General features: G+C 70.8%; 24 protein-coding genes. 17 read left to right on the top strand and 7 right to left on the bottom strand.

The window, feature by feature from the left end; genetic code table 11:
• The first annotated feature begins 32 nt into the window (after window positions 1–32).
• Together ACZ39I_RS11050 and ACZ39I_RS11045 are read left to right on the top strand one after the other, a co-directional pair.
• The gene (locus tag ACZ39I_RS11050; protein ID WP_467244203.1) at window positions 33–1,616 is read left to right on the top strand and encodes a glycoside hydrolase family 13 protein; all 1,584 of its coding nucleotides are present in this window, start codon (window positions 33–35) and stop codon (window positions 1,614–1,616) included.
• Window positions 1,617–1,670: 54 nt separating this feature from the next.
• Window positions 1,671–3,809, top strand: a complete 2,139-nt coding sequence (locus tag ACZ39I_RS11045) for a discoidin domain-containing protein (RefSeq protein ID WP_467244202.1) — start codon at window positions 1,671–1,673, stop codon at window positions 3,807–3,809.
• Here ACZ39I_RS11045 and ACZ39I_RS11040 read toward each other — a convergent pair.
• The 4 genes from ACZ39I_RS11040 to ACZ39I_RS11025 are packed head-to-tail and all read right to left on the bottom strand — an operon-like array spanning window position 3,778 to window position 7,146.
• The gene (locus ACZ39I_RS11040; protein WP_467244200.1) at window positions 3,778–4,602 is read right to left on the bottom strand and encodes an ABC transporter ATP-binding protein; all 825 of its coding nucleotides are present in this window, start codon (window positions 4,600–4,602) and stop codon (window positions 3,778–3,780) included. The two genes, ACZ39I_RS11045 and ACZ39I_RS11040, sit on opposite strands and share 32 nt — an antisense overlap.
• 26 nt (window positions 4,603–4,628) lie before the next feature.
• The gene (locus tag ACZ39I_RS11035; RefSeq protein WP_467244199.1) at window positions 4,629–5,408 is read right to left on the bottom strand and encodes an ABC transporter permease; all 780 of its coding nucleotides are present in this window, start codon (window positions 5,406–5,408) and stop codon (window positions 4,629–4,631) included.
• Window positions 5,405–6,178, bottom strand: a complete 774-nt coding sequence (locus ACZ39I_RS11030) for an ABC transporter permease (protein WP_467244198.1) — start codon at window positions 6,176–6,178, stop codon at window positions 5,405–5,407. Before ACZ39I_RS11030 ends, ACZ39I_RS11035 begins: the two co-directional genes overlap by 4 nt.
• Window positions 6,175–7,146: an ABC transporter substrate-binding protein gene (locus ACZ39I_RS11025; protein WP_467244196.1), complete on the bottom strand. Its 972-nt coding sequence runs from the start codon at window positions 7,144–7,146 to the stop codon at window positions 6,175–6,177. The genes ACZ39I_RS11030 and ACZ39I_RS11025 overlap by 4 nt, the downstream gene beginning before the upstream one ends.
• Before the next feature lie 145 nt (window positions 7,147–7,291).
• On the opposite strand from ACZ39I_RS11025, the gene ACZ39I_RS11020 reads away from it, so the two are divergent.
• Window positions 7,292–8,146 carry an IclR family transcriptional regulator domain-containing protein gene (locus ACZ39I_RS11020; RefSeq protein ID WP_467244195.1) on the top strand — a complete coding sequence of 285 codons (855 nt, stop codon included), beginning with the start codon at window positions 7,292–7,294 and terminating at the stop codon, window positions 8,144–8,146.
• On the opposite strand, the gene ACZ39I_RS11015 is transcribed toward ACZ39I_RS11020, so the two are convergent.
• From ACZ39I_RS11015 to ACZ39I_RS11005, 3 genes are read right to left on the bottom strand one after another with little or no spacing between them, the layout of a single operon-like run.
• Complete coding sequence (locus tag ACZ39I_RS11015) at window positions 8,061–8,999, bottom strand: PDR/VanB family oxidoreductase (protein WP_467244194.1); 939 nt, start codon at window positions 8,997–8,999, stop codon at window positions 8,061–8,063. The two genes, ACZ39I_RS11020 and ACZ39I_RS11015, sit on opposite strands and share 86 nt — an antisense overlap.
• Entirely contained in the window at window positions 8,996–9,199 is a 204-nt protein-coding gene (locus tag ACZ39I_RS11010) for a hypothetical protein (protein ID WP_403667791.1), read from the bottom strand. The genes ACZ39I_RS11015 and ACZ39I_RS11010 overlap by 4 nt, the downstream gene beginning before the upstream one ends.
• Window positions 9,196–10,269 (bottom strand): Rieske 2Fe-2S domain-containing protein, encoded by a 1,074-nt coding sequence (locus tag ACZ39I_RS11005; RefSeq protein WP_467244193.1) that lies wholly within the window; start codon window positions 10,267–10,269, stop codon window positions 9,196–9,198. The genes ACZ39I_RS11010 and ACZ39I_RS11005 overlap by 4 nt, the downstream gene beginning before the upstream one ends.
• Window positions 10,270–10,693: 424 nt before the next feature.
• Here ACZ39I_RS11005 and ACZ39I_RS11000 point away from each other — a divergent pair, with 424 nt between their 5' ends.
• From ACZ39I_RS11000 to hypF, 14 genes are all read left to right on the top strand, one after another.
• Window positions 10,694–10,960, top strand: coding sequence for a DUF6400 family protein (locus ACZ39I_RS11000; RefSeq protein ID WP_352381000.1), 267 nt, complete (start codon window positions 10,694–10,696; stop codon window positions 10,958–10,960).
• Window positions 10,947–11,204, top strand: coding sequence for a hypothetical protein (locus ACZ39I_RS10995; protein ID WP_467244191.1), 258 nt, complete (start codon window positions 10,947–10,949; stop codon window positions 11,202–11,204). Before ACZ39I_RS11000 ends, ACZ39I_RS10995 begins: the two co-directional genes overlap by 14 nt.
• 163 nt (window positions 11,205–11,367) lie before the next feature.
• Entirely contained in the window at window positions 11,368–13,149 is a 1,782-nt protein-coding gene (locus ACZ39I_RS10990; protein WP_467244190.1) for an enoyl-CoA hydratase-related protein, read from the top strand.
• Window positions 13,150–13,210: 61 nt separating this feature from the next.
• A complete protein-coding gene (locus ACZ39I_RS10985; protein WP_467244188.1) occupies window positions 13,211–14,299 on the top strand; it encodes an NADH-quinone oxidoreductase subunit B family protein in 1,089 nt (362 codons plus the stop codon).
• A gap of 77 nt (window positions 14,300–14,376) precedes the next feature.
• Window positions 14,377–16,161, top strand: coding sequence for a nickel-dependent hydrogenase large subunit (locus ACZ39I_RS10980; protein WP_062047154.1), 1,785 nt, complete (start codon window positions 14,377–14,379; stop codon window positions 16,159–16,161).
• Window positions 16,158–16,676 carry a hypothetical protein gene (locus tag ACZ39I_RS10975; RefSeq protein WP_467244186.1) on the top strand — a complete coding sequence of 173 codons (519 nt, stop codon included), beginning with the start codon at window positions 16,158–16,160 and terminating at the stop codon, window positions 16,674–16,676. The genes ACZ39I_RS10980 and ACZ39I_RS10975 overlap by 4 nt, the downstream gene beginning before the upstream one ends.
• Entirely contained in the window at window positions 16,673–17,314 is a 642-nt protein-coding gene (locus tag ACZ39I_RS10970; protein WP_467244185.1) for a DUF5947 family protein, read from the top strand. The genes ACZ39I_RS10975 and ACZ39I_RS10970 overlap by 4 nt, the downstream gene beginning before the upstream one ends.
• Window positions 17,311–17,997 carry a DUF6084 family protein gene (locus ACZ39I_RS10965; protein ID WP_467244184.1) on the top strand — a complete coding sequence of 229 codons (687 nt, stop codon included), beginning with the start codon at window positions 17,311–17,313 and terminating at the stop codon, window positions 17,995–17,997. The genes ACZ39I_RS10970 and ACZ39I_RS10965 overlap by 4 nt, the downstream gene beginning before the upstream one ends.
• The gene (locus ACZ39I_RS10960) at window positions 17,994–19,424 is read left to right on the top strand and encodes a hypothetical protein (RefSeq protein ID WP_467244183.1); all 1,431 of its coding nucleotides are present in this window, start codon (window positions 17,994–17,996) and stop codon (window positions 19,422–19,424) included. The genes ACZ39I_RS10965 and ACZ39I_RS10960 overlap by 4 nt, the downstream gene beginning before the upstream one ends.
• Window positions 19,421–19,966 (top strand): hydrogenase maturation protease, encoded by a 546-nt coding sequence (locus ACZ39I_RS10955; protein WP_467244182.1) that lies wholly within the window; start codon window positions 19,421–19,423, stop codon window positions 19,964–19,966. Before ACZ39I_RS10960 ends, ACZ39I_RS10955 begins: the two co-directional genes overlap by 4 nt.
• A gap of 11 nt (window positions 19,967–19,977) precedes the next feature.
• Entirely contained in the window at window positions 19,978–20,082 is a 105-nt protein-coding gene (locus tag ACZ39I_RS10950; RefSeq protein WP_371563411.1) for a DUF6893 family small protein, read from the top strand.
• A 144-nt stretch (window positions 20,083–20,226) separates the two neighbouring features.
• The gene (gene hypA, locus ACZ39I_RS10945; protein WP_467244180.1) at window positions 20,227–20,625 is read left to right on the top strand and encodes a hydrogenase maturation nickel metallochaperone HypA; all 399 of its coding nucleotides are present in this window, start codon (window positions 20,227–20,229) and stop codon (window positions 20,623–20,625) included.
• Between the two features lie 3 nt (window positions 20,626–20,628).
• Window positions 20,629–21,384: a hydrogenase nickel incorporation protein HypB gene (gene hypB, locus ACZ39I_RS10940; protein ID WP_467244178.1), complete on the top strand. Its 756-nt coding sequence runs from the start codon at window positions 20,629–20,631 to the stop codon at window positions 21,382–21,384.
• Window positions 21,381–23,765, top strand: a complete 2,385-nt coding sequence (gene hypF / locus ACZ39I_RS10935; RefSeq protein ID WP_467244177.1) for a carbamoyltransferase HypF — start codon at window positions 21,381–21,383, stop codon at window positions 23,763–23,765. Before hypB ends, hypF begins: the two co-directional genes overlap by 4 nt.
• The last annotated feature ends 11 nt before the right edge of the window (window positions 23,766–23,776 follow it).

The raw sequence follows: 23,776 nt of genomic DNA, 5'->3' as shown, positions 1-23,776 counted from the left end.
CACCGTCCGTCCGCCAACAGAAGGGAACCCCCGTGGGACAGCCCACCGAGTGGTGGCGCTCCGCCGTCATCTACCAGGTCTACGTCCGCAGCTTCGCCGACGGCGACGGGGACGGCACCGGCGACCTCGCCGGAGTCCGCGCCAGGCTGCCGTATCTCGCCGAACTCGGCGTGGATGCCCTGTGGTTCAGCCCCTGGTACCTCTCCCCGATGAAGGACGGCGGCTACGACGTCGCCGACTACCGCGCGATCGACCCGGCCTTCGGCACCCTCGCCGAGGCGGAGAAGCTCATCGCGGAGGCACGGGAACTGGGCATCCGCACGATCGTCGACATCGTGCCCAACCATGTCTCCGACCAGCACCCCTGGTTCCGGGCCGCGCTGCGGGCAGGGCCCGGCAGCCCCGAACGCGAACTGTTCCACTTCCGGCCCGGACGCGGTGAGCACGGTGAACTCCCGCCCAACGACTGGCCGTCGCAGTTCGTCGGCTCGGCCGAGCCCGTGTGGACGCGGCTGCCCGACGGCGACTGGTATCTGCATCTGTTCACCCCGCAGCAGCCCGACCTCAACTGGGCCCACCCGGCCGTCCGCCAGGAGCACGAGGACGTCCTGCGCTTCTGGTTCGAACGGGGAGTGGCGGGCGTCCGCGTCGACTCGGCCGCCCTGCTCGCCAAGGACCCCGACCTGCCAGACCTCGCTCTCCACCCCGACCCGCACCCCTTCGTCGACCGCGACGAACTCCACGACATCTACCGCTCCTGGCGGGCCGTCGCCGACGAGTACGACGCGGTCTTCGTCGGCGAGGTCTGGCTCCCGGACACCGAACGCTTCGCCCGCTACCTGCGACCCGACGAGCTGCACACCGCCTTCAACTTCTCCTTCCTGACGTGCCCTTGGGACGCCGGGCGTCTTCGCACCTCGATCGACACGACCCTCGCCGAGCACGCCCCGGTCGGCGCCCCCGCCACCTGGGTGCTGTGCAACCACGACATCACCCGCACGGTCACCCGCTACGGCCGTACGGACACCGGCTTCGACTTCGCGGCCAAGGCCTTCGGCACCCCGACCGACCTGGCCCTCGGCACCCGGCGGGCCCGGGCGGCAGCCCTGCTCACACTCGCCCTGCCAGGAGCCGTCTACGTCTATCAGGGCGAGGAACTCGGCCTGCCCGAGGCGGACATCCCGCGCGACCGCATCGAGGACCCGATGCACTTCCGCTCCGGCGGCACGGACCCCGGGCGGGACGGATGCCGGGTGCCGCTGCCGTGGGCGGCCGGGGCGCCGCACGCCGGTTTCGGGGGCGAGCCCTGGCTGCCGCAGCCCGCCGACTGGGCCTCGTACGCGGCCGACCGGCAGGCCCTGGACCCCGGATCGATGCTCAGCCTGTACCGGGAAGCCGTCCGGATCCGGCCGGTCTTCGGCGACGGCCCGCTCACCTGGCTGCCCGCACCCGAGGGCGTCCTCGCCTTCACCCGTGCGCAGGGCTCCCTGTGCGTGGTGAACCTCGACGACAGCCCGGCCGACCTCCCCGCACACACCCGACTGCTGCTCGCCAGTGGCCCCTTGGACCCGCGGGGCCGACTGCCGAAGGACACGGCGGTCTGGCTGCACGGCTGAGACCGCCACACCCCCACTCGAAGGGATCAGCACATGCACATATCTGTCAGGAGCATGTCAGCAGCCATCACTGTGGCCCTCACCACCGGCCTCCTCACCGCCACGGCCCCCACCGCCCACGCGGCCGCGGGAGCCACCCTGCCCTTCACCTCGGTCGAGGCCGAGTCCGCCACCACGACCGGCACGCGAATCGGCCCCGACTACACGCAGGGCACGCTCGCCTCGGAGGCGTCCGGGCGGCAGGCGGTACGGCTCGGCTCGGGTCAACGGGTCGAGTTCACCGTGCCGCGCACGGCCAACGCCGTGAACGTCGCCTACAGCGTCCCCGACGGCCAGTCGGGCACGCTGAACGTCTACGTCAACGGCACCAGGCTCGCGAAGCCGCTTCCCGTGACCTCCAAGTACTCCTACATCGAAACCAGTTGGATCCCCGGGGCCAGGACGCACCACTTCTTCGACAACGCCCGCCTCCTGCTCGGCCGGGACGTCCAGGCCGGTGACAAGGTCGCCTTCGAGTCGACCGGCACCCAGGTCACCGTCGACGTGGCCGACTTCGAGCAGGTCGCGGCGGCCGCGGGCCAGCCCGCCGGGTCCGTGTCCGTCACCTCCAAGGGCGCCGACCCCACCGGGAACGGCGACTCCACCCAGGCCTTCCGGGACGCGATCTCCGCCGCCCAAGGGGGAGTGGTCTGGATCCCGCCGGGCGACTACCGGCTGACCTCCGCCCTCGGCGGCGTCCAGAACGTCACTCTCCAGGGCGCCGGAAGCTGGCACTCGGTCGTGCACTCCTCCCGCTTCATCGACCAGGCCGGCTCTCCGGGGAACGTCCACATCAAGGACTTCGCGGTCGTCGGCGAGGTCACCGAGCGCGTCGACTCCAACCCGGACAACTTCGTCAACGGCTCTCTGGGACCCGGGAGTTCGGTGGCCGGGATGTGGCTCCAGCACCTCAAGGTCGGCCTCTGGCTGACGGGCACCAACGACAACCTCGTCGTGGAGAACAACCGCTTCCTCGACATGACGGCCGACGGCCTCAACCTCAACGGCAACGCCCGCGGAGTGCGCGTCCGCAACAACTTCCTGCGCAACCAGGGCGACGACGCGCTCGCCATGTGGTCCCTGTACGCACCGGACACGAACAGCAGCTTCGAGAACAACACCGTCACCCAGCCGAACCTCGCCAACGGCATCGCGATCTACGGCGGCACCGACCTCGCGGTGCGGAACAACCTGGTCTCCGACACCAACGCCCTCGGCAGCGGCATCGCGATCTCCAACCAGAAGTTCCTCGACCCCTTCTCCCCGCTGGCCGGCACCATCACGGTCGACGGCAACACCCTCGTCCGTACCGGCGCGATGAACCCCAACTGGAACCACCCGATGGGAGCGCTGCGGGTCGACTCGTACGACAGCGCCGTCAACGCCACCGTGAACATCACCGACACGACCATCACCGACAGCCCCTACAGCGCATTCGAGTTCGTCTCCGGCGGGGGACAGGGCTATCCGGTCCGGAACGTCACCGTGTCCGGCGCGACCGTCCGCAACACCGGCACGGTCGTCGTGCAGGCGGAGGCCCAGGGCGCCGCGACCTTCCGCGATGTCACGGCGACTTCGGTGGGTACGGCGGGTGTCTACAACTGCCCCTACCCGGCGAGCTCCGGCACCTTCGCCCTCACCGACGGCGGCGGCAACTCCGGCTGGAACACCACCTGGTCGGACTGCTCGACCTGGCCGCAGCCGGGCCAGGGCAACCCCGACCCGGACCCGAACCGTAACCTCGCCAAGGGCCGCCCGGCCACCGCGAGCGGCTCCCAGGACGTCTACACGCCCGGCAAGGCGGTCGACGGCGACGCGAACAGCTATTGGGAGTCCGCCAACAACGCGTTCCCGCAGTCCTGGACGGTGGACCTGGGATCGGCCGAGCCGGTGCGCAGGCTGGTGCTGAAACTGCCTCCGCAGAGCGCCTGGCAGGCCCGCACCCAGACCGTCACCGTGCTGGGCAGCACCGACGGCAGCACCTACACCACCGTCGTCGGCGCACAGGGCTACCGCTTCGACCCGGCGACCGGCAACACGGCCACCGTCACGCTGCCCGGCACCAGTGTGCGGTATCTGCGCCTGTCGGTGAGCGCCAACACCGGCTGGCCGGCCGGGCAGTTCAGTGAAGTGGAGGCGTATCGGACTTCGTGACCGGAGGCTCCCGCACGACCCCGCGCTTGGCCGCCTGGATCTGCTCGTAGACGTGGGTGCGCAGTTCGGCGAAGCGCGGGGCCACCCGCGTGTGGATCTGGTCCCGCTCGTCCGGCAGATCGACCTTCAGCTGCTCCTGTACGACCGTGGGGGAGGCGGACAGCACGATCACGCGTTCGCCCAGGTACACGGCCTCGTCGATGTCGTGGGTGACGAACAGGATCGTGATGCCGCGCTCCCGCCACAGCCGCCGTACGAGGTCCTCCAGGTCGGCGCGGGTCTGGGCGTCCACGGCCGCGAACGGCTCGTCCATCAGGAGGACTTCGGGCTCGTAGGCGAGTGCGCGGGCGATCGCGACGCGCTGCTGCATCCCGCCGGAGAGCTGCCAGGGATACGCCGTGGCGGCGTCGGAGAGGTCCACCGACTCCAGTGCGTCGGCGACCAGCTCGCGACGTCGCGATTTGGTCAAGTTCTTCTGCTTCAGGGGGAGTTCGACGTTGTCGGCGACGCGCATCCAGGGGAAGAGGCTGCGGCCGTACTCCTGGAAGACGAAGGCCATCCCGGGCGGCGGACCGGTCACCTTCCGTCCTGAGAGGTGGACTTCGCCGGCCGTCGGTGTGAGCAGGCCGCCCATGCACTTCAGCAGGGTCGTCTTGCCGCAGCCCGAGGGGCCGACGAGACAGACGAGTTCGCCCGCATCGACGGTGAAGGTGAGATCGCGGACCGCCTCCACGCGGCGGCCGGACCCCTCGTAGACCTTGTTCAGGCCGGACACGCCGAGAAGCGGGTGCATGGACCGCCCTTTCACGTTCGGGTGATTCACGGGGACCGCCGGGCCGAGGCGCGCAGGCCGTGGTACCAGGCGAGGACCCGCCGCTCGACCAGCTGGAAGACGACGGAGAGGACGAACCCCAGCAGACCGAGGACGAGGATGCCGGTCCACATGTCGGGGACCGCGAAACTGCGCTGGAACTGGACGATGGTGAAGCCGATGCCGTTGCTGGCCGCGAACATCTCGCTGATGACCATCAGGATGATGCCGATGGACAGCGCCTGGCGCAGGCCCGCGAAGATCTGCGGGCCGGCCGAGGGCAGCACCAGGTTGCGCAGCCGCGAGGGGCCGGTGATGCCGTAGGAGCGGGCCGTCTCCAGCATCACCGGGTCAACCGCGCGCACGCCTTCGACGGTGTTGAGCAGGATGGGCCAGACGCAGCCGCTCGCGATGACGGTGACCTTCATGGTGTCGCCGATGCCCGCGAACAGCATGATGACCGGGATCAGGACCGGCGGGGGGACCGCACGCAGGAACTCCAGGACCGGTTCGCACACCGCCCGCACCCGCCGGTAGGAGCCGATGACCGTGCCGGCGGCGACACCGACGACGGCCGCCAGCGTGTAACCGGCCACCAGGCGCCAGATGCTGGGCAGGACGTCGTCGCGCAGGCGGTCGGCGGTCCACACGTCCGGGAAGGTCTTCAGGATCGTGCGCAGCGGCGGCCAGAAGACGTTGGTGCTGCCGTTCGACGCCAGCCACCAGACCATGACCAGCACCGCGGGCAGCGCGAGCACGAAGAAGAGCCGCAGAGCGAGCCGCTTCACACCGCCACCTCCCCGCGCACCGACTGGTGCCAGGCCAGCGCCCGTCGCTCCACGGTACGCGCGCCGACGTTGATGAGCAGCCCCAGAAGGCCGGTCACGACGATCAGCGCGTACATCTCCGGGACCGCCTGCGAGTTCTGCGCCACCGCGATCCTTGCGCCCAACCCCGGTGCCCCGATGACCAGTTCACCGGTGATGGCCAGGATCAGTGCGACGGCCGCAGCCAGCCGGACCCCGGTCATCACATACGGCAGCGCGGTCGGCCACAGGACGTGCCGGATCCGCGCCCAGGTGCCGAGACCGTACGAGCGTGCCGTCTCCTCGGCGACGGGGTCGACGTCCTGGACGCCGTAGAGCGTCTGGAGGAGGACCTGCCAGAAGCCGGCGTACACGACGAGCAGCAGCACCGAGCGCAGTTCGCTGCCGTACAGCAGCACCGCCAGCGGGATGAGGGCGACCGAGGGGATCGGGCGCAGGAACTCGATCGTCGAGGCCGTCGCCTCGCGCAGATACGGCACGACCGAGACGATCACGCCGATGACGATCCCCGCCGAGGCGGCGATGGCCAGGCCCAGGGCCCAGCCGGTGAGGGTGTCGCCGAGTGCCGTCCAGAAGGCGCCGTCGGAGAGTTCGTCGGCGAAGGCGCGCGCGATCCGGCTGGTCGGCGGGAAGTAGGCATCCTTGACCAGACCGAGCCGCGGCACCGCCTCGCCCAGGGCGAGGAAGGCCGCGAGCCCGGCGGCGCCCAGCGCCGCGTTCTGGAACCTCACGGAAGCAGCGCGTCGACGTCGGGGGTCTTCTTGAAGAACCCGTCTCCCTCGCCCAGCTTCGCCAGCGCCTCGACGGACTCCTTGTTCGGCTCGGCCGGCCACTTCGGGAGGGTCACCTGCGCCAGCACCGACGCCGGGATCTTGGTGTAGGTGGTGATGATCCGGCGTGCCTCGTCCGGGTGGGCGTCCGCGTAGGCCAGGGACTCGGCGGTGGCCTCCTGGAACTTCTTCACCACGTCGGCGTTCTGCTGCCGGTACCGCGTCGAGGTGAAGTACATGGCGACCGTGGTGTCCTTGGCCACGTCCACCAGCGGGGAGGCGATCACCTGGCCGCCCTGGCTCTTGATGGTGGCGAGCGCGGGCTCGACCGCGCAGGCCGCGTCGACCTGACCGCCGTCGAGAGCGGCCGGCATCTGGTCGAAGGGCAGCTCCACGAACTTCACCTTGTCCGGGTCGCCGCCGGCCTTGCGGACCGACTCGCGCACCGCGGACTCGTTGATGTTCTTCAGCGTGTTGATGGCGACCTTCTTGCCCTCCAGGTCCTTCGCGGACGTGATCGAGCTGCCCTTCTTCACCGCGATGGCCGCAAAGTCCTTGCCCTGTACGCCCGTTGAGGCGATGCCGGTGGAGACCGCCTTGATCGGCACCCCGGACGACTGGGCGATCAACAGGGAGGTGACGTTGGAGAAGCCGAACTGGAACTGCCCGCTGGCGACCCCGGGCACGATCGCCGCGCCACCGGACGCGTTCGATATCTCCAGTTTCAGGCCGTGCTTGCTGTAGAAGCCCTTCTTCTGGCCCAGATAGATCGGCGCGACATCGACGATCGGAATGAGGCCGAGCTTGACGGTGGTGGTGCCGCCGGACGACGATCCCGAGTCCGATCCCCCCGAGTCGCCGGACGAACCACAGGCCGACGCGGTGACCAGTAATGCTCCGGCCGCGAGGGCGACGAGCAGACGACGCATGGCTCCTCCTGTGCAGACTTGTTGTTCCGACAGGCTGTGCGCAGACCGCACAGTGGTGCTCAGCGCGAAAGGTATGGGGCTCGCGGGGGTCGGGTCAACACCTTTGGCTGACAATATTGTTGACATTCACTCATCGGAGGCGACGATGCCCGAAGCAGACCGCGCCCCTCACTTCGTGCGCTCCCTGGAGCGAGGCCTCGCCGTGATCCGCTCCTTCGACGCCGACCACCGGGAACTGACCCTCAGTGAGGTCGCCCGCGCCTGCGGACTGACCCGCGCGGCGGCCCGCCGATTCCTGCTGACCCTGGCCGATCTCGGATACGTCCGCGCCGACGGCCGCACCTACCGGCTCACCCCGCGCGTCCTGGAACTCGGCTACTCCTACCTGTCGAGCTTCTCGCTGGCCCAGATCGCCGAACCGCACCTGGAGCAACTCGTCGAGAGGACAAGGGAGTCGTCGTCCCTGTGCGTGCTCGACGGCGACGACATCGTGTACGTGGCCCGGGTGCCCGCGCGCCGGATCATGAGCGCGGCGATCACCGTCGGCACCCGCTTCCCCGCCCATGTCACCTCGGTCGGACGGGTGATGCTCGCGCACCTGCCGGAGGAGGAGACCGAAGTGCGCCTGGCCCGGATCGAGTTTACTCCGCTGACCGCTCGCACGATCGACTCCGCCGCGCTGCTGCGGACCGAGCTGGAGCGGGTGCGCAGACAGGGATACGCGCTCGTCGACCAAGAGCTGGAGGAGGGGCTGCGCTCGATCGCCGCCCCGGTGCGGGACCGGGGCGGCGAGGTGGTGGCCGCGGTCAACATCCCCGTGCAGGCGGGGCGTACGACACTCGCCGCGGTACGGCGGGATCTGCTGCCGCCGCTGCTGGAGACCGTGGCCGGCATCGAGGCCGACCTCCGGATGGCTACAGGTCCAGTACCAGCTTCTTCCCCCGGCACCGGGACACACAGATCATCATCGTCTCCCCGGCCTCCCGCTCCTCGTCCGTGAGCACGGAGTCCCGGTGGTCCGGGGTGCCGTCGAGGACGTCGGTCTCACAGGTGCCGCACGTGCCCTCCGTGCAGGAGAACAGCACCTCGACGCCGGAAGCACGCACGGCGTCCAGCACCGAGACGTCCGCAGGGACGGTGACCGTCGTGCCCGTCTGTGCCAGCTCGACCTCGAACTCGGTGTTCTCGCCCTCCAGTTGCTCCTTCGGCGCGAACCGCTCCACGTGCAGCAGTCCGGCCGGGCAGCGCGCCTCCACCGCGTCGAGCAGCGGACCGGGCCCGCAGCAGTAGACGAGGGTGCCCTCGGGAACGCCGTCCAGCACCGCGGCGAGGTCCAGGAGACCGGTCTCGTCCTGGGGAGCGACGGTGACGCGATCGCCGTAGCGGCTCAACTCCTCGGTGAACGCCATGGATTCACGCGTCCGGCCGCCGTACAACAGGGTCCACTCGGCGCCCTCGGCCTCCGCCGCCGCGAGCATGGGCAGGATCGGGGTGATGCCGATGCCGCCCGCGATGAACCGGTAACGGGGCGCGGGCCGCAGGGCGAAGTGGTTGCGCGGCCCGCGCACCCGGACCTTGTCGCCCTGCCTCAACTGCCCGTGCACATGGGCGGATCCGCCGCGCCCGGCGGGCTCGCGGAGGACGGCGATCCGCCAGGCCGTACGGTCGGCCGGGTCGCCGCACAGGGAGTACTGCCGCTCCAGGCCGGGACCGAGGACCACGTCGATGTGGGCGCCCGGCTCCCACTCCGGAAGCTGCTCGCCCAGCGGGTGGCGCAGGGTGAGGGCGAGCACGCCGTCGGCCGCCGGGTCCCTGCGGTCGACGACGAGTTCGGCTTCGTACGCGTCACTCATGAGCTGTTTCCTTGCGGCTCGTGCGGGGGCGGCTCGTGTCCTTGCGGGGCATGCCCGTTCGGGTGCGCGAGCATCCACTCCCACATCTCGATCGGGTCCTGCGAGGTGTGCTCGCGGCCGCAGTGACAGGTGCCGTGCAGGACGTCGGTGCCCGGCAGCCAGTCGATGCGGTAGATCTCCCCGGTGGCTCCGGCACTCACAGGACCTTCTCCACGGGCTTGTCGCCCTCCTCGACGAGACGGGCGAGGATGCGGCGGGCGGCGAGACCACCGGTGTCGATGTTGATGCTCAGCTCCTGGTAGCCGGTGCGCTCGGTGCCGAGCGTCTTCTGCAGCAGGTTGAGCGCGTCGACATCCTGCATGACGACGGTGTGGTTGTTGCCCCGCAGGAACTCGGTGACCTCGGTGTCCTCGGTCGCCCAGTCGCGCGAGACCATCCAGAAGTCGTACACGTGACCGTCGCTCGACGGCGTGATCGCGTACGTGATCTCGGTGTGGAAGCCGTTCGGGTCGCTGCCGTCGGCCTCGGGGAGCACGCCGACCGGGGCGATACGGCTGTGCAGCAGATAGAGGCAGGGCGCGTGGTACTCGATGTCCTGCCAGCGGGTGATCCGGCCCTCGATGCCGGTGGACTTCGCGTAGAACGGCGGGCATGCGGCGTCGTCCATGTGCCGGCTCACCCGTACGATGCCGGCGCCCTCGTCGACCTCCGTGGTGATCGGCGTCTCGGCGACCTCGGGGGTGCCGATGTAACCGCCGTGCAGATACGTCTCGTGGGACAGGTCGAGGAGGTTGTCGACGAGCAGGCCGTAGTCGGCGTCGATCGGCTCCATGCCGCGGACGGTGACCCAGCCGGGGGAGTCGAGGTGCCTGGCGCGCGGGATGGTGTCGGCGTCGGCGAGCGCGGGGTCGCCGATCCACACCCAGATCAGGGAGTCCAGCTCGACGACGGGGTAGGAGGCGACGCGCGCGGTACGCGGTACGCGCTTCTGGCCCGGCACGTACACACAGGTGCCCGTGGTGTCGTACGTGAACCCGTGGTACCCGCACACGATCCGGTCGCCGTCGAGCCGGCTCGGCTTCTCGTGCAGCGGGAACCGGCGGTGCACACACCGGTCGGCGAGCGCGACGGGCGTGCCGTCCTCCTCGGTCCGGTAGAAGACGAGCGGTTCACCGAGGATCGTCCGGCCGAGCAACTCCTCGCGGCCCACCTCGTGGCTGTAGGCGGCGACGTACCACTGGTTCCTGGCGAAACTCGTCGTGTGTGGCATGGCTGCGGCTCCCGTCGTTGGGTGATGACGACATCGTCCGGAAGGGTGTCGCGACACCGCAATACCCCTTCCGCCCCACGGAAGGGGCCAGGGGAAATGCCTGTTCAGGGCGGGTGCTCGTCTGGGGGAGTGACATCACTTCCTGATCGGGTGCGGATTCCTCACCAACATGCTCGCCGCCTGGATGGTCGTCCCCGCGTTCGCCGTCGCCTGGCTCGTGGGAGGGAGCGGCCCCTGGATAGCGCGAGTGCGGCGTCTGCTGGGCGCGAGAGCCATCCTGGCGGCGGTGGGTCGCCATGGTCGCTCTGTGGCCGCCCACCTGGCATGTACGGGTCGCCCTCGGACGTCCCCGGGGGCGCGGCCTGCTGTGACTTCTCCCACCTGCTCTTGCCGGGGCGAGAAGCGCTTGCCTACGTTCGGTCCCATGTCCTCTCATGGCCGCGCCGTTCCAGGCGACCCGCTCCCGACGGTCGACCTGGACATCGACCTCAGCTCACATGAACTGCTCCGGCGCGCTCATGTCCTGGACGCTCTCGGCCCCGACTGGGACCCCGTCGCCGCGCTGCGCGGTGAGGAAGCGGCGTACGAGCTGCTGTATTCCGGCCTGAGCGCGGAGCAACAGCGCGTGTACGACGAGCTGGTCTCGGCCGGCGTGCTGCCGCGGAGAGGCGGCGGCGATGCTGCCGCTTGACCCGCAGGCGGACATGGGCCGCCGCGCCTGGGTGGCCTGCCCGAACTGCGACGACCGTCGCGGGTGCGCCACCTGCGAGCAGGGGCGCACCTGTTCCGAGCACTGGCGCTACCTGCTGTCCCACGTGGGCAGCCTGCTCCACCTGCAGTGCCGGTCGTGCACCCACATCTGGACACATGAGACCCACTTCGGTGCCACCCGCTCCCGGTGGGAGCGCATCACCAGCGGCCTGCGCCGCACGTGATCATCAGTGGCGCCGTCGGTCGCGGCCAGTGAGGCCGGACGGCGGATCGGCGCCCGCTTTCGGATGATCCCACCGCCTGTCGTTGCGAACGGCAGGCCGCCTTGCCCGAGGATCGCGTCCGGCGGCCATCCCTGCCTGCCGTTCGTCCGTCCCGGAGGCAGCCGTGCACATCCTGCTACTGGCCAGTGCGTTCAACAGCCTCACCCAGCGTGTCCACGCCGAGCTGCGCGACCGTGGCCACACCGTGGCGGTGGAACTCGCCCTGCCCGGCAGCCCGTTGCCCGAAACCGTGCGGCGGCACGCACCGCAGCTCGTCGTGGCGCCGATGCTGAAGACGGCGATTCCCGAGGAGGTCTGGACGGCGCACACCTGCCTCGTCGTCCATCCGGGGCCCGTGGGCGACCGCGGTCCCTCCTCCCTGGACTGGGCGATTCACGAGGGCGTCGACCAGTGGGGCGTCACCGTCCTGCAGGCCGACGGGGAGATGGACGCCGGTGACGTGTGGGCCTGTGTACCGTGCCGGGTCCCTCCGGTTCCCAAGAGCGAGCTGTACCGGGGCGAGATCGCCGACGCCGCCCTCGAGGCCGTCCTGCTCGCGGTGGAGCGCTTCGCCGGGGGCACCTACGTACCGCGCGAGCAGGACGCGGCGGGCACGGCCGACACCCGTCTGAGGCCCCGTCCCTACCTCGACCAGAACGTCCGGCGGATCGACTGGGCCGAGGACTCCACGCAGGACGTCCTGCGCAAGCTGAGAGCGGCGGACTCGCAGCCCGGTGTGCTGGACGTCCTGCTCGGCCGTGAGTGGTATCTGCACGGCGGTCACCCCGAGAGCGTGCTGCGCGGCCGCCCGGGCGAGCTGCTGGCCACCAGGGCCGGGGCGGTGTGCCGGGCCACCGGGGACGGCGCCGTGTGGATCCCCGAGCTGCGGCCCCGGCGCGTGCCCGGGCAGCCGCCCACGTACAAGCTGCCTGCCGTGACGGCACTGGGCGACCTGCTGCCGCCCCTGCCCGACCATGCCCTGCCCCCGCTGCCCGAGGAGCGGCACCGCACCTGGACGGACATCCGCTACCGGGAGGACGGGAACGTCGGGTTCCTCTCGTTCTCCTTCCCCGGCGGCGCCATGAGCACGGAGCAGTGCCGACGTCTGCTGGACGCCTACCGGGAGGCGTGCGAGCGGCCCACGTCCGTACTGGTGCTGGGCGGCGAACGGGACTTCTTCTCCAACGGGATCCACCTGGGGGTCATCGAGGCCGCGGACGACCCCGCTGCCGAGTCCTGGGCGAACATCAACGCCATCGACGATCTGGTCGAGGCGGTCCTGACGACGACGGACCGACTGGTGGTCGCGGCGGTCGCGGGCAACGCCGCGGCGGGCGGGGTGATGCTCGCCCTGGCGGCCGACGAGGTGTGGTGCCGCTCGGGCGCCGTACTGAACCCTCACTACCGCCTGATGGGCCTGTACGGCTCCGAGTACTGGACGCACACCCTGCCCCGCAAGGTGGGTCCCGCGACGGCCGAACGGCTCATGTCCGAGGCCCTGCCGGTGAGTTCGGCGGGCGCACTGCGCCTCGGGCTCGTCGACCGGGTGGTCGACTGCTCTCCTGACGAGTTCGCGCGGGAGGTCGGCGGCCTGGCGGCCCGTCTGGCGTCACTGCCGGCGACGGCGTCACGGATCACCGCGAAGAAGACGGAGCTGGACCGGCTGGAGAGCGTGACCCCGCTGGTCGGCTTCCGTGAGCAGGAGCTGGCCCGCATGCGCCGGACCTTCGACGACCCGGACGCCCCGTACCACTCGCTGCGTCGTGCCTTCGTCCACAAGGAGCGGCCGGCGTGCACCCCGCCGCACCTCGGTTCCGCCCAGGTTGCGCAAACCGGTCCGACCCCCTCCGCGGCGGACGTCACCGGAACGGCCCTCAATGGCGTCACATCACGGCCGAACGGCTGATACGAAGAAAAGCGATGGTCGAAATCTGGGCCTTCATCCCTTACCTCCCCAGGAGGGTCCCATGACTGAGGCGACGCCGGACACGGTCGGCGCTGCGGACGCGAGCGGCGCGCCCGCCGACGAGACACCCACGATCCACATTCTCTGGATCAACGCGGGCCTGAGCTGCGACGGTGACTCGGTCGCGTTGACGGCGGCCATGCAGCCCAGCATCGAGGAGATCGTGCTCGGTGTGCTGCCGGGCCTTCCGAAGATCGCCGTCCACTGGCCGCTCATCGACTTCGAGTGCGGTCCGGTCGGCGGCTCGGACACGTTCATCGAGTGGTTCTTCAAGGGGGAGCGGGGCGAGATCGACCCGTTCGTCCTGGTCGTCGAGGGCTCCATCCCCAACGAGGCGATCAAGCCCGAGGGCTACTGGTGCGGCTTCGGCGACAACCCGGAGACGGGCCAGCCGATCACCACCAGCGAGTGGATCGACCGGCTCGCCCCGAAGGCACTGGCGGTCGTCGCCATCGGCACCTGCGCCACCTACGGCGGCATCCACGCCATGGCGGGCAACCCGACCGGCGCGATGGGCGTGCCCGACTACCTCGGCTGGGACTGGAAGTCCCACGCGGGCATCCCCATCGTGTGCGTCCCCGGCTGTCCGATCCAGCCCGACAACTTCTCCGAGACGCTCACCTACCTGCTCTACCAGGCGGCCGGCGCCGCCCCGATGATCCCGCTGGACGACAAACTGCGCCCCACCTGGCTGTTCGGGGCCACCGTGCACGAGGGCTGCGACCGCGCGGGCTACTACGAGCAGGGCCAGTTCGCCCTGTCGTACGACTCGCCGACGTGCCTGGTCAAGCTCGGCTGCTGGGGCCCGGTCGTCAAGTGCAACGTGCCCAAGCGCGGCTGGATGAACGGGATCGGCGGCTGCCCCAACGTCGGCGGCATCTGCATCGCCTGCACCATGCCCGGCTTCCCCGACAAGTTCATGCCGTTCATGGACGAACCCCCCGGCGCCAAGGTGTCGAGCAACGCCAGCGGAGCGTACGGCGCCGTGGTCCGCAAGCTGCGGTCGATCACCGCGAAGACGGTGGACAAGGAGCCCAAGTGGCGCCGCACCGGAGACAGGATCACCACGGGATACCGACCGCCGTGGTGATCCGCCGCACGTAACCGCTCCCCGCTTCGTGCACCCCCCACTCGAACCTCCCGCGCAACGAAGGGCACGGCACACAGATGGCACCGACGACAAAGGCGGCCGGCGACGGCAGCGGCCTGGTGGAGATGGCCTGGGACCCGATCACCCGGATCGTGGGCAGCCTGGGCATCCACACGAAGATCGACTTCAAGCAGAAGCGGGTCGCGGAGTGCTACAGCACCTCGTCGGTCTTCCGTGGCTACAGCGTCTTCATGCGCGGCAAGGACCCCCGCGACGCCCACTTCATCACCAGCCGCATCTGCGGCATCTGCGGCGACAACCACGCCACCTGCTCGGTGTACGCGCAGAACATGGCGTACGGCGTGAAGCCCCCGCACCTCGGCGAGTGGATCATCAACCTCGGCGAGTCCGCGGAGTACATGTTCGACCACAACATCTTCCAGGAGAACCTGGTCGGGGTCGACTACTGCGAGAAGATGGTCAAGGAGACCAACCCCGGCGTCCTCGAACTCGCCGAGCGCACCGAGGCCCCGCACGCCGCGGAGCACGGCTACCGCACGATCGCCGACATCATGCGCTCGCTCAACCCGCTGGAGGGCGAGTTCTACCGCGAGGCCCTCCAGGTCAGCCGCTACACGCGCGAGATGTTCTGCCTGATGGAGGGCCGCCATGTGCACCCCTCCACGCTCTACCCGGGCGGCGTCGGAACCATCGCCTCGGTGCAGCTCTTCACCGACTACCTCAGCCGGCTGATGCGCTACGTGGAGTTCATGAAGCGCGTCGTGCCCCTCCACGACGACCTGTTCGACTTCTTCTACGAGGCGCTGCCCGGGTACGAGGAAGTGGGCCGCCGACGTGTCCTGCTCGGCTGCTGGGGCGCGCTCAACGACCCCGAGTACTGCGACTTCACCTACGCCAACATGACCGACTGGGGCCGGCGCATGTTCGTCACGCCCGGCATCATCGTGGACGGCAAGCTCGTCACCAACGACCTCACCGAGATCAACCTCGGCATCCGCATTCTGCTGGGCAGCTCCTACTACGAGGACTGGCAGGGCCAGGAGCAGTTCGTCACGCATGACCCGCTCGGCAACCCGGTGGACCCGCGCCACCCGTGGAACCAGCACACCATCCCCACCCCGCAGAAGCGGAACTTCGACGACAAGTACAGCTGGGTCATGTCCCCGCGCTGGTTCGACGGCAAGGACCACCTCGCCCTGGACACCGGCGGCGGCCCCATCGCCCGCCTGTGGTCGACCGCCCTGTCCGGTCTCGTCGACATCGGGTACGTCAAGGCCACCGGCCAGAGCGTGGTCATCAACCTGCCCCGCACCATGACCAAGCCGGAGACCACCTTCGAGTGGAAGATCCCGAAGTGGTCCAACGCGCTGGAGCGCAACCGCGCCCGCACGTACTTCCAGGCGTACGCCGCCGCCGTCGCCCTGCACTTCGCGGAGAAGGGACTGGCGGAGGTCCGCGCCGGACGCACCCAGACCTGGGAGAAGTTCGAGGTTCCGGACGAGAGCATCGGTGTCGGCTTCACCGAGGCGGTCCGCGGTGTCCTCTCCCACCACATGGTGATCCGGGACGGCAAGATCGCCAACTACCACCCGTACCCGCCGACCCCCTGGAACGCCAGCGTCCGGGACACCTACGGCACGCCCGGCCCGTACGAGGACGCCGTGCAGAACACGCCCATCTTCGAGGAGAACACCCCGGAGAACTTCAAGGGCATCGACATCATGCGCGCCGTCCGCAGCTTCGACCCCTGTCTGCCCTGTGGCGTCCACATGTACGTCGGGGGCGGCAAGACAGTGAAGTCGATGCACGTGCCCACCGGCCTGAGCGGACTGGGCGGATGAGCGCGGCCGGCTCCACGGAGCAGACCGGGCGCCGCGTCGAGGAGATCCTCGACGGGCTGGTCGAGAGCGGCGACACGGCCGCCGCCGCGGCGGCGGAGGAACTCGTCCGCTCCCTCATGGACTTCTACGGCGCTGGCCTCGCCCGCATCCTCCACCTGCTGTCCGGCGCTCCCGGCGAAGCAGCCGCACGCCTCCTGGGCGACGACCTGGTCGCGAGCCTGCTCGTCCTGCACGACCTGCACCCCGAGGACCGCGACACCCGCATCGCCCGCGCCCTCGACGGTGTCCCGGAACACACCCTGGAGGTGGTGGGCTTCGACGAGGAGAGCGGCACCCTGACGGTGCGGGCCCGGGAGGCCGGCGGCTGCGGTTGCGGCTCCGGCACGGGTGCCCGGGAGGCCGCGGAGGCGGCGCTCGCGTGCTTCGCACCGGAGGTCAGAGCGGTCGACGTACAGACCGCCCCGCCGGGGCCGACGCTCCTCCAGATCGGCACCGCACCGACGGGGGCCCGATGACGGCGTCCCCGGCGACGCGCACGCCCGGCCTGCGGAGGTTCCTCACCGAGAGGCCTCCGCAGCCCGAACGGTGTGAGCTGTGCGCCGTGGCGGTGGAGGCGGGCCACCGTCATCTCGTCGACACCGAGAAACGCGCCCTCGTCTGCGCCTGCCCTCCGTGCGCGCTGCTGATGGAGCAGCCGGGCGCCGCCGCCGGCCGCTTCCGTACGGTCCCGGCCCGCTACCTCACCGACCCCGGACACCGCCTCGACGAGAGCGCGTGGGAGGCGCTGCAGATCCCGGTCGGCGTCGCCTTCCTCTTCCGCAACGCGGCGCTCGACCGGCTGGTCGCCCTCTACCCGAGCCCGGCCGGAGCCACCGAGAGCGAACTCGAACCGGCCACCTGGACGGACGTCCTCGGCGGCAGCCGCCTCGCCGAACTGCTCGAACCCGACGTGGAGGCGCTGCTGCTGCGCCGCACGGACGGCCGCTTCAAGTGCCACCTCGTACCGATCGACATCTGCTACGAACTCGTCGGCCGTATGCGCCTGTTGTGGCAGGGCTTCGACGGTGGAGCCGAGGCCCGAGCGGCGCTGGACGCGTTCTTCGCGGACGTCGCCCTGCGCGTCCGGCCCGTGGGCGAGGTGAGTCACCCGTGACCGCGTTCTCCTTCGCCTGCACCGGTGTCCGCGCCGACCAGTACGCCGCCGGACCGACCCTCGTCTTCCGGCTGCGCGTCACCGCGGGCGACAACGCGCGTGTGCACGCCCTCGCGTTGCGCTGCCAGATCCGCATCGAACCCGCCCGCCGCGGCTACGAGCCCGCCGAGGCCGACGGTCTCGCGGACCTCTTCGGCGAGCGCTCACGCTGGGGCAGCACGCTCCAGCCGGTGCAGTTCGCCCAGGTCTCGGTCATGGTCCCGAGTTTCACCGGAGAGATCGAGACCGACCTCGTCGTGCCCTGCACCTACGACATGGACATCGCCGCCACCCGCTACCTCACCGCCCTTACCGACGGCGAGGTGCCCCTGCTGATGCTCTTCTCCGGTACGGCGTTCACCGGAGACGGCGGCTTCCAGGTGGAGCCTGTCCCGTGGGACCGCGAGGCGGCCTTCCGGATGCCCGTCACCGCCTGGCGGGAGATGGTCGAGCAGCACTTCCCCGGCTGCGGCTGGATCCGGCTGCCCCGCGACACCATGGACGCCCTCCTCGCCTACCGCTCCCGGCACGCCCTGCCCTCCTGGGAGGCGACCGTCGCGGCGCTCCTGGAGATGGGTGCCGACCCGCCCGCGCACGACCCGCTGCGCGCCCTCACCGCCACCACCGGAAGGACCGATCCGTGACCGTGACCGCGTTCGCCCCCGAGACCGAGGAGCGCCTCGCTCTCGCCCGGCAGGTGGCCGACGCCGTCCTCTTCGAGGGCTATGTGCTCTACCCGTACCGCGCCTCGGCGGCCAAGAACCGGCTGCGCTGGCAGTTCGGTGTGCTCGTGCCGCCCGGCTGGGGCACCGAGCGCGAGGAGAACGACTTCCAGCACACCGAGTGTCTGATGGAACCGAAGGCGGGGTCGACCCTCTCGGTCGAGGTGCGCTTCCTGCACGCCCGGCGGCGCACGGTGCAGCGGGCCCGTCCGGACGGCGGCTTCGACATTGTGCCCGAACTCCGCCTCGCCGACCGGGTGTTGATGCCCTGGGACGAGGGGGGCGAGGAGCGCGTCGAGGTGGTCGCCGCGGTGGACGAGCTCCTCGGTGACGGCGTCACGCATCCCTTCCGGCTCCCGGCCCGCGAGGACACCGAGCCGGTCCTGGACGAGGCCGGCCGCGCCGTCGGCCGACTGGTGCGGCGGTGCGAGGAGATCAGCGGGACCGTACGGCTGTACGCCCGCGAACTCGACGGCCCCTACCGGGTGTTGCGGCTGACTGCCGTCGTCGAGAACACCAGCGACTGGACACCGCCCGAGGGCCGCGGCGCGGACCGGGAGGCGGCACTGCCGCGCTCCCTGGTGGCCACCCACCTCCTCATGGCCCTCAGCGCCGGATCGTTCCTCTCGATGACCGATCCCCCCGAGTGGGCGAAGGGTGCGGTCGCCGCCTGCCGCAACCTGCACACCTGGCCCGTACTCGCCGGCGAACCCGGCCGCGCCGACCTCGTGCTGTCCTCGCCGATCATCCTGGAGGACCATCCGGCCATCGCGCCGGAGAGCCCCGGCGCGCTCTACGACGCCCTTGAGATCGACGAGATCCTCGCGCTGCGCACCGCGGCCCTCACCGACGAGGAGAAACGCGAGGCCCGGGGTACGGACGAGCGGGCGGCCGCCGTGATCGAGCTGGCGGACTCGATGCCCCCCGAGGTTCTGGAGCGTCTGCACGGGGCGGTGCGGAGCCTGCGCGAGGTGACCGGTCCCGGCCCTGCCGCCCCGGACGGCGGCTTCCCCGACGAATACGGGGTGATCCGGCCGGACACCCCCTGGTGGGACCCCGCGAGCGACGCGGGCTTCGACCCGGCGCAGGACCGGGTGGTCGTGGACGGCCGGTCGGTGGGCCAAGGCAGCCGCGTCGAGTTGCGTCCGGGGGCGCGGCGCACCGACGCGCAGGACATCTTCCTGCGGGGCCGCACCGCGAAGGTCGAAGCGGTGCTGCACGACGTGGACGGCGGGGTGCACCTGGCGGTCACCGTCGAGGGCGACCCGGGCGCCGACGTCCGCCGCGAGCAGGGACGGTTCCTGTACTTCCAGCCCGACGAGGTCACACCGCTGGAGGACGACGTATGAACCTTCCCCCACCGCCGGGTCCAAGGACGCTCGTGGCGGGCATCGGCAACGTCTTCCTCGGGGACGACGGCTTCGGTGTGGAGACCGCCCGCCGGCTCGCCGAGCACGACCTGCCCGGACACATCGAGGTCGTGGACATCGGGGTGCGCGGAGTGCACCTCGCCTATCAGTTGCTGGACGGCTACGACACCCTCGTCCTCGTGGACGCCACGGCTCGCGGCGAAGCCCCCGGCACGCTGTACGTGATCGAGCACGACGTCGGCGGAGGGAGCCCTTCACCCGCCGCCCCCGCGCTGGACGGCCACCGGATGACCCCCGACACCGTCCTCGCGCTGCTGGCCACCCTGTGCGCCGGGACCGGCGGCGAGCCACCACGCCGCGTCCTGGTCGTGGGATGCGAACCGGCCTCGGTGGACGAGGGCATCGGTCTCAGCCCGCCGGTGTCCGAAGCCGTGCCGGAGGCCGTCCGGCTGATCGAAGAGCTGCTGCGGGACGGCGAGCCGTCCGTGGCGCAGGCCTCAACCGCTGAGGCTCCGACATGAGGAGAGACGGGATGAAGAAGATCGTCATCGGCGGAGCGGCCGTCGCCGCCATGGTCGCTGTCGTCGTCGAGGTGCTTCCCGACCTGAGGCGCTACCTGCGCATCAGACGGATGTGAATCGGACCCGCCGCCGGAGTGCCGCGCGGTTGGGTCGAACGGCTTACCCTCCGGCCGACAACGGCGTGCCGGGCCGTGCGACCCGCCGCGCGCGCCTCTAATGAAGGCCGACCGGAGGCAGCCGCGGACGGAAGGACGGCAACCATGCACGAGATGTCCATCGCGCTGGCCGTCGTCGACCAGGTGGAAGAGGCCGCCGCACGGGCCGAGGTCACGGCGGTGCGATCGGTACGGCTCCAGGTGGGCGAACTGGCCGGAGTCGTACCCGACGCACTCGCCTTCTCCTTCGAACTGGCCTGCGCCGGAACCTTGTTGGAAGGCGCCGAGCTGATCACCGAGGCGGTGCCCGGGCGGGCCCGCTGCACCCCCTGCGCACACGAATGGGCCGTCGGCATGCCGCCCCGGCTGATCTGCCCCGCGTGCGGCGGTACGCAGACCGACCTGCTCGCGGGCCGGGAACTGCAGATCGTCGACGTGCACTGGGAGGACGGCCTCGGCCCCGCGCACACGCCCACCCGCGAACCGATCTCCGAGGAGCGCTGAACCATGTGTCGTGTCGTCGACCTGCGGCAGGCCGTACTCGCGAAGAACGACGCGAGCGCCCACGAACTGCGCGCGCAGCTCGCGGCTCGAGGTATCGCGCTCGTCAACCTGCTGTCCAGTCCGGGCAGCGGCAAGACCGCGCTGCTGGAGCGCGAACTGCTGCGGGCCCGGGAGCGGGCCGTTCCCGTCGCGGCGCTGAGCGCCGATCTGGCCACCGAGAACGACGCGGCCCGGCTGGCGCGTTCGGGGGTCCCCGTCAAGCAGGTGCTCACCGACGGACTGTGCCATCTGGAGGCGGGGATGCTCGCCGGGCACCTGGACGGGTGGCTGCCCGACGACACCCGGCTGCTGTTCGTGGAGAACGTCGGCAACCTGGTCTGCCCGGCCTCCTACGACCTGGGGGAGACGCTGAGGGTCACCCTCGCCTCCGTGACGGAGGGCGAGGACAAGCCGCTCAAGTACCCCACCGCCTTCGGCCTCGCCCACCTCGTGGTGGTCACCAAGACCGACATCGCGGACGCCGTCGAGTTCGACGAGGCGGCGTTCCGCGCGAATGTGGAGCAGGTCAACCCCGGAGTCGAGGTGATCCTGACGTCGGCACGCCGGGGGCTGGGGGTCGGCTCGCTGCTCGACCGGGCGCTGGCCGCCATGGACGGGACACCGGTCCACTCACCGGTCATGGCCCGGCAGCCTCACCCGCACACTCACGCGCACACGCACCCGGAGGCCACCGGCACCATGGCCCACACCCACTCGTGAGCGGTCCGCAGGCTCCCACCACCGTCGCCGAGAACACCCTGCGACGCCGCCGGGTCACCGTCCGGGGAGTGGTACAGGGCGTGGGCTTCCGGCCCTACCTCTACGGCCTTGCCACCGAACTCGCCCTGGCCGGACACGTGACCAACACCCCGGAGGGTGTCGTCGCGGAGGTCGAGGGCAGCGCCTCGGCCGTGGCCCGGTTCTGCGAGCTCGTCGCCGCCCAGGCACCGCCGCTGGCCCGCGTGGAGTCCGTCCACCACCGGGAGATGCCTCCCGTCGGCGGCACCGCGTTCACCATCCTCACCTCGCGCACCGGCGGACCGGCCCGCACCCTGGTCTCCCCCGACTCCGCCACCTGTGCCGACTGCCTCGCCGAGCTGGCCGCCCCGGCGGACCGGCGCTACCGGCACCCGTTCGTCAACTGCACTCACTGCGGCCCGCGCTTCACGATCGTCACCGGCGTGCCGTACGACCGGGCGAACACCACGATGGCCGGCTTCGCGATGTGCCCCGACTGCGCCCGGGAGTACGCGGATCCGGCCGACCGCCGGTTCCACGCGCAGCCGGTCGCCTGCCCGGCCTGCGGGCCCCGTCTGAAGCTGGTCCTCGCCCAGGAGGCAAGGCTCGGCGAGGTCGAGGGGGCGGACCCGGTCACCGGGGCCCGCGCGCTGCTGAAGCGGGGAACGATCCTCGCCGTGAAGGGCCTGGGCGGCTACCACCTGGCCTGCGATGCCTCGAACCAGGAAGCGGTCGCCCTCCTGCGCCGGCGGAAGGCGCGCGGGGACAAGCCGTTCGCCGTCATGGCCAGGACCGCGGACGACGTCCGTCACCTCGTCCGGCTGAGCCCGGCGGAGCGGAACCTCCTCGAAGGCCGGGCCAGACCGGTCGTCCTGCTGAGACGGCGTCCGCACGCCGGCGGGGATCCCCGGCCCGCCGAGGCCGTGGCACCCCGCAGCCCCGACCTCGGCGTGATGCTGCCCTACACACCCGTGCACCATCTGCTGCTCGGTCTGCCCGGCGACCCGGACGGCCCCGGACTGCTCGTCATGACCAGCGGCAACCTGTCCGGTGAGCCCATTGTCACCGACGACGAGGCGCTGGAGCGACTCGCGCACCTGGCCGACGCCTGGCTCACCCACGACCGGCCGATCCACGTCCCGTGCGACGACTCCGTGGTCCGCGTCTGCGACGGGGAGCCACTGGTGATCCGCCGCTCGCGTGGCTACGCCCCGCTGCCGGTCTCCCTCCCGCTGCCCGTGCTGCCGGCCCTCGCCGTCGGCGGAGACCTGAAGAACGCCTTCTGTCTCGGGGCGGGCCGTCAAGCCTGGTTGTCGGCGCACATCGGCGACATGGACGACGTAGGCACACAGCGGGTCTTCGAGCGCGCGGTGGCGCAGTTGGAGTCCATTACCGGGGTGCGCCCCGAGACCCTGGTCTCCGACCGGCATCCTGGCTACCGCTCCGCCGGATGGGCCGAGCGGAACGCGGCGCACCGGCCCGTCGTACGCGTCCAGCACCATCACGCGCACATCGCCGCCGCCATGGCCGAGCACGGACTGGACGGCACCCGGCCGGTGATCGGCGTCGCCTTCGACGGCACCGGCCACGGCGACGACGGCGCCGTATGGGGCGGGGAGTTCCTGCTCGCGGACTACGACCGCTTCACCCGGTTCGGACATCTCGCCTATGTTTCCCTGCCCGGTGGTGACGCCGCGGTGCGCCGGCCGTACCGCATGGCACTGGCCCATCTGAGGGCGGCCGGAATCGACTGGTCCGACGACCTCGCCTGTACGACCGCCTGCCCCCCCGACGAACTCCACGTCCTGAAAAGGCAGTTGGAGCGCGGCCTGAACTGTGTCCCCACGTCCAGCATGGGCCGCCTCTTCGACGCCGTGTCCTCTCTCGCCGGGGTGTGCCACCGAGCCGGATACGAGGCACAGGCCGCCGTCGAACTGGAGGGGGCGGCCCTGCACGCACCGGCCGACGACACCACCGCGTACGCCTTCGCCCTGCACGCGTCGGAGGAGAACCAGGACGGCGCCGTACGGGCCGATCCGGCACCCGTACTCGCGGCGATCGTCGGCGACCTGCGCGTGGGTGTCGAGCCGGCCCTCGTCGCCGCGCGCTTCCACCGGGGCGTGACCGGCCTGGTGCACCGGATGTGCGCGCGGGCGCGAGAGCGGCACGGACTGGACACGGTCGCCCTGACGGGAGGCGTGTTCGCCAACACGCTGCTCTCCTCGGCCTGTGCCGCCACCCTGCGCGAGGACGGCTTCACGGTCCTGCGGCACCACCTGGTGCCGCCCAACGACGGTGGTCTGGCGCTGGGCCAACTGATGGTGGCCGCACGCGCCACCCCTGGTCCCACTCCCACCGACTGAGCAAACGCGCG

The sequence above is a fragment of the Streptomyces sp. NPDC024687 genome (genome assembly GCF_055559055.1).
This window is presented reverse-complemented; position numbering and strand designations above follow the sequence as displayed.